The following is a 392-nucleotide window of genomic DNA, read 5'->3' as shown; positions in this document are numbered from 1 at the left end:
AGGTCACGGTGACGAGCTACGACGTCGAGCTCGACCTGTCCGACGCGACGGTCGAGCGGTTCGGGTCGAGGACCAGCGTGCGCTTCACCAGCGCCTCGGAGCGGACCTTCCTGGAGCTCGGGCACGCCGACGGGGTGAGGGTCACCCTCGACGGGGACGACGTCGACGCGGCCTACGACGGGGAGCGGGTCACCCTCCGCGACCTCCCCGTCGGCCGGCCGGTCGAGGTTACCGTCGAGGCCCGGCTGCCCTACGTCACCTCCGGGGAGGGCATGCACCGGTTCACCGACCCCGCGGACGGCGAGACCTACCTGTCGGCCTACTGCGGGATGGACATCGCGCACCGGGTGTTCGCGTGCTTCGACCAGAACGACCTCAAGGCCCCGATCTCG

General features: G+C 70.9%; 1 protein-coding gene. It reads left to right on the top strand.

Translation table 11 applies throughout. The annotated features are described in order from the left end of the window. The coding region (locus tag K9U41_RS23665; RefSeq protein WP_282643257.1) for a hypothetical protein at positions 1–392 on the top strand (392 nt) is incomplete at both ends.

This window comes from Xanthobacter autotrophicus, from assembly GCF_029991245.1.
In the GTDB taxonomy this organism is placed as follows: domain Bacteria; phylum Pseudomonadota; class Alphaproteobacteria; order Rhizobiales; family Xanthobacteraceae; genus Xanthobacter; species Xanthobacter autotrophicus_C.
This window is presented reverse-complemented; position numbering and strand designations above follow the sequence as displayed.